The organism is Planctomycetia bacterium, assembly GCA_034440135.1.
In the GTDB taxonomy this organism is placed as follows: domain Bacteria; phylum Planctomycetota; class Planctomycetia; order Pirellulales; family JALHLM01; genus JALHLM01.
In genome coordinates, this window is record JAWXBP010000019.1 from 1 (window position 1) to 4,692 (window position 4,692).

A 4,692-nucleotide genomic window follows, 5' to 3' on the forward strand; every position below is an offset into this window, starting at 1 on the left:
CTCGCCGGTGACGCTTTGGATCAAGCCCGGGAACACGGTGGGAAAGGTCACGGTCAGCGGCCTTGAAGCCACTGGAGTATATCGCTCGGCTTTCTCGGCAGAGAGCTGGACTGACGCGCCCATCACGAACGTCATCCTGCGCGGAGTGCGCGCGGAGTTTGCCGGAGGCGGCAAAGCCTGGTCCACGAACCAGATCGTCAAAGGCCCTGGTGTGGACGCACGGGCGCTTCCGGCGTGGGGCCTCTACGCGCGCAACGTCCAGTCGCTCACCCTGGAGGACGTGCGCTTCAGCCTCGCCGAGGACGATTTCCGTCCCGTGCTCCATGCCGACAAGGTGGAGTGGCTGAACCTCGACAGCTTCAAGTTTACCCTTGTGCCCGGCGTTGCGGAACCGCTCGTCACCACAAACGTCGGACAGTTAAGGCAAAACCCATGACGGTGAAAACAGCGAGGTGTTGATCCTTGTCCCGCTTTCAAGGAGTTCAGGGCCGCGGCGATCGGGTAAATTTTGTCAAGAATTCTCGCTGCATTGTTCTAGCAGCGAGTCTGGCACTTCGGCACTCTGGCCGCCATAAGTGAAAATGTCGCCCAGCCAAAAAATCGTGACCCACGCAGCCGTCTGGCTTGCTGTGCTGATGCAAGCTGTTCATGCAGAAGTTCCGTTTGATCCCCCGGGATCGTATTCCTGTTCCTGGTTGGGAAATACCTACATGGAGTGATCGGCGAAGGCAAGGTGCCTTCTGTCGTACTGGGCGACGGACTGGCGTTCACGTCCGGCGGGTGGGGAGGCAAGGAGACAATGAAGGCGTTCAGGCTCGGCGGCAAAGGCGATCTCAAGGAAGCCAATCTCGTTTGGGAACAAAAGAAAGGCATGCCGAAAGTGCCATCGATGCTCTACTTGAAGCCGCATCTCTTTGCCATCACTGACGGTGGCGTGGCCTCGTGCATGAAAGCCGACACGGGCGAACTTGTCTGGCAGGAACGCGTCGGTGGGAATTTCTCCGCGTCGCCCGTCGCTGCCGAAGGCCGCATCTATTTCCTCGGCGACAACGGTGAGACTACCGTCATCGCAGCCAGCTCGGAATTCAAAGTGCTGGCAAAGAATCCGCTCGGCGAAAAAGTGCAGGCTTCACCCGCCATTTCGCGCGGGCAGTTCTTCATTCGCACTGAGAAAAACCTTTACTGCATCGGCGATGCTTCAAACGCTGCGGTCGCCAGTCCAGCATCGGCGGACATCGTTGGTCACTGGAAGTTCGACGAAAGCCCGAACACATCGCCCTCGGACAGCTCCGGTGGCAAGCATGACGGCAAGTTGCTCCCCCAACGGCCTGGTGAATGTTCACCGACTACTTCGAAATGGACCTCAACGATGAAGACAACCTGGCCCTGCACCGGGCCAAGCAATGATGATATCTTTGGTTCAGCATTTGGTTCAGCACAGAGTATGGGAGAATACAGAGAGGCGGTCTCCAGGTAATCCCTCTCTGTGTCCTCCCAAACTCTGTGCTGGCTCCTCCCTTCCGAACCCGGCCTCTTTTTGTCGTCTGCGGCAACCGCAGCCGAACCGCTGAAGTATTCCGTCACTGATGGCCAGCAATTCTCATTTTGTCACGGAGCGCGGCCGTGTTGTATCGTCTCGACCAGCCGAAGTACGTCGGCTCAAATACAGGCATGGGGTGTGTTCGCACGCGGCTGGTGCTTTGCACACAGCCGCGCTCCGCAAAATGAGAATTGCTGAGGCATGGCTGCTGCAGCTCGACACGGAAGCAGAATTATCGTTTGATACCAGAAGTTGACAGACATGGCCGACGGAATTGTCGAATGATAACAGGAAGATACACAGACTATGAACCCAAGGCGTCGCCGCACTCTCAATCGCCCACTTGTTGCCGCAGCTCTTCTCATTTGCGCCCTGTTATTGCCCCAAGGAGTTTCGGCCGCAGCACCCTTTCAACTCACTCGCGCAGATTACGTGGATCGTGTCCATGCCGTTTGGGCCGGGCAGATCTGCGGGGTTCTGCTCGCCTGGCCCCACGAGCACCATGTTTCCTCCACTCTCTGGCTGACGAATTATCCGAAACGTTACACCGTTACTCCCGTGGATGACGACTGGTATTATGAGATGTGCGCTGTCCGCGCGTTTGAAAAATATGGTATCGGACTGACCGCCGCGCAGCTCGGTCAACAATGGCTGGAGAACGGTTGCGGCTCGTGGGGTTCGAGCGAACAGTCGAGGTTGAATCTGCAGAAAGGAATCCAGGCACCCGATTCCGGCCATCCGCGCTACAACAAACTTTGGTTCACGATCGGCCCCCAGTTCAGCGCGGACGTCTATGGCGCGCTGGCCCCGGGATTACCAAACGTTGCGGGCCGCCTCGCGCGTGAGTTCGGCCACGTCAACGGTTACGCGGAAGGCGTGGATGGCGCGGTCTTCATGGCCGGAATGATTTCACTGGGTTTCAGCGAACGCGACACCCAGACCATCGTGCGGAAAGCGGCGCAGCTCCTTCATCCTGATTCACCCTACCGTCAGTGCCTCGACCTCGTCATCCGACTCGCGGAACAGGGCAAAAGTTTTCAAGAGATTTGCGACGCCGTTGAAGACCGCTGGCATAGCGAATATCCCGCGACGAACAACGCCGTCCCCAACGGCGGTCTAGCGGCCGCAGCCGTATGGTTTGGCAATGGCGACTTCTTGAAGACGGTCAATCTCGCCGCCCAGGCCGCTGATTTCACTGACGCGGATTGCAACGCGGCCAACGCCGCCGCCGTCGTCGGCGCGATGCACGGGATGAAGGCGATCCCGCCGCACTTGGTAGCCCAACTTGGCGATCGCATCGTCGGTTCGGAGATGGGTGGCGTAAAGCTGACCCCGCCGGTCGATGAAAAGATCTCTGACCTCGCCCACCGCACCGCTGCAATCGGGGAAAAAATCCTCGCCGCGAACGGCGCGACGATTTCTGGCGACAGGATTTCTATTCCCGCGCAGGCACCGGTCACGCAGCCTGCTGAAACTTTCCAGCTTGCGGATTTAATGCAGTATTGGAACGCCGACTGGAAACTGGAACGTGCCGGCTTCGGCGGCGCTGGCGGCGGTATGGGCGGCATTCGGGGCATCACGCATCTCGCGGGCGACGTGCTCGCCACTTATCCGCGCGACGAGGTGCGCGGCTGCCTGCTCGTGCGGAAGACGAAACTCAGCGCGGAGCCGAAGTTGGCCTTCGAGGTGGGCAGTGACGCCGGACGCGCCTGGGAACTCAACGTCTATGCCGACAACACACTCTTGGAGAAACGTATCATCGAAGGCGGCGCGGGCGAACGGAAGTGGGTGGCCATGTCCGTTGACCTTGCGAAATTCGCCTCGCGTGATGTGACACTGCGCCTCTACCAGCGCGTGCTCGTCGCCCACCGTACCGCCGGCAACGCCCTCTGGCGCAACTTGAAACTGGAGTAATCGCGATTGGCAGTCTTTAATGTTGAAAAACGTAGTGATCCGTCGCTTTTGTCGCCTCCAGTCAAACACTTGATATGAAATTTGCTTTCAGGGCCTTCGCCCTTTCAGTTGTCGCTGCCCTGGCCGCCGAGTCGGCCTCCCTCAAGCCGTTCAACACCGAAACCGCCACCAACGGCCCGATGCCGGTGATGGAGGTCATCGCGCAGTCGAAGTTGCCGCCCGGCTTCAAGCTCACCGTCTTCGCCGCCGAGCCGGATGTGCAACAGCCCATCGGCATGGCGACTGACGCGCGCGGGCGGTTGTGGGTTGCGGAGAATTACACTTACTCGGAATCAAAGATGGGTTATCACAAAGATCTGCGCGACCGCATCGTGGTCTTCGAGGACACCGACAACGACGGGCGTTTCGACAAACGCACGGTGTTCTGGGACGGCGCGGAGCGGTTGACGAGCGTCGAGGTTGGCCTTGGTGGCGTGTGGGCGCTGGCATTGCCGAACTTGTATTTCCTCCCGGACGAGAACGGTGATGGGATCGCCGACGGCCCGCCGCAGATAGTCCTTGACGGCTTCGAGTATGTCGCGGGTCGTCACACGGTGGCGAATGGCTTGCGCTGGGGACCGGACGGATGGCTATACGGTCGGCACGGAATTCAAAGCACCTCGCGCATCGGACCGCCCGCCACGTCGGTCGAGAAGCGCACCGCGATGAACGTTGGCATCTGGCGATATCATCCGACCCGGCGCGTCACCGAGGTCGTCGCCCAGGGCACGACAAATCCGTGGGGCATGGACTGGGATGCGCTCGGCGAACTGTTCTTCATCAACACCGTCATCGGCCATCTCTGGCACGTCATTCCCGGCGCGCATTACCGGCGCATGTATGGCGGCGATCCCACGCCGCACATTTACGAACCGATCGAGCAGACGGCGGATCACGTTCACTGGGGCACCGGCGAAAACTGGACCGACGTGCGCAAGGGCGTGACCGATGTCACCAGCGCGGCCGGCGGCGGACACGCGCACACGGGCTTGTTAATTTACCAGGGCGGTCAATGGCCGGAAGCGTGGAACAACAAACTTCTGACGATCAATTTCCACGGCCGCCGTTTGAACGTTGAACAACTCGATCGGCAGGGCAGCGGCTTCATCGCGCGGCACAATCCGGACGCCTTCTTCTTCGCGGACCCGTGGTTTCGCGGCATTGACCTCGTCGCCGCGCCGGACGGCGGTGTCTTCGTC

At 59.9% G+C, this 4,692-nt stretch carries 4 protein-coding genes; all 4 read left to right on the forward strand.

Going from position 1 to position 4,692, the window contains the following annotated elements; genetic code table 11:
* The coding region (locus SGJ19_01135; GenBank protein ID MDZ4778839.1) for a hypothetical protein at positions 1-436 on the forward strand (436 nt) is incomplete at its 5' end.
* Between the two features lie 279 nt (positions 437-715).
* Positions 716-1,477: a PQQ-binding-like beta-propeller repeat protein gene (locus SGJ19_01140; GenBank protein MDZ4778840.1), complete on the forward strand. Its 762-nt coding sequence runs from the start codon at positions 716-718 to the stop codon at positions 1,475-1,477.
* Positions 1,478-1,972: 495 nt separating this feature from the next.
* Positions 1,973-3,454, forward strand: coding sequence for an ADP-ribosylglycohydrolase family protein (locus SGJ19_01145; GenBank protein ID MDZ4778841.1), 1,482 nt, complete (start codon positions 1,973-1,975; stop codon positions 3,452-3,454).
* 74 nt (positions 3,455-3,528) lie between these two features.
* Positions 3,529-4,692 (forward strand): PVC-type heme-binding CxxCH protein (locus SGJ19_01150; GenBank protein MDZ4778842.1); only part of this gene is annotated, 1,164 nt, incomplete at its 3' end.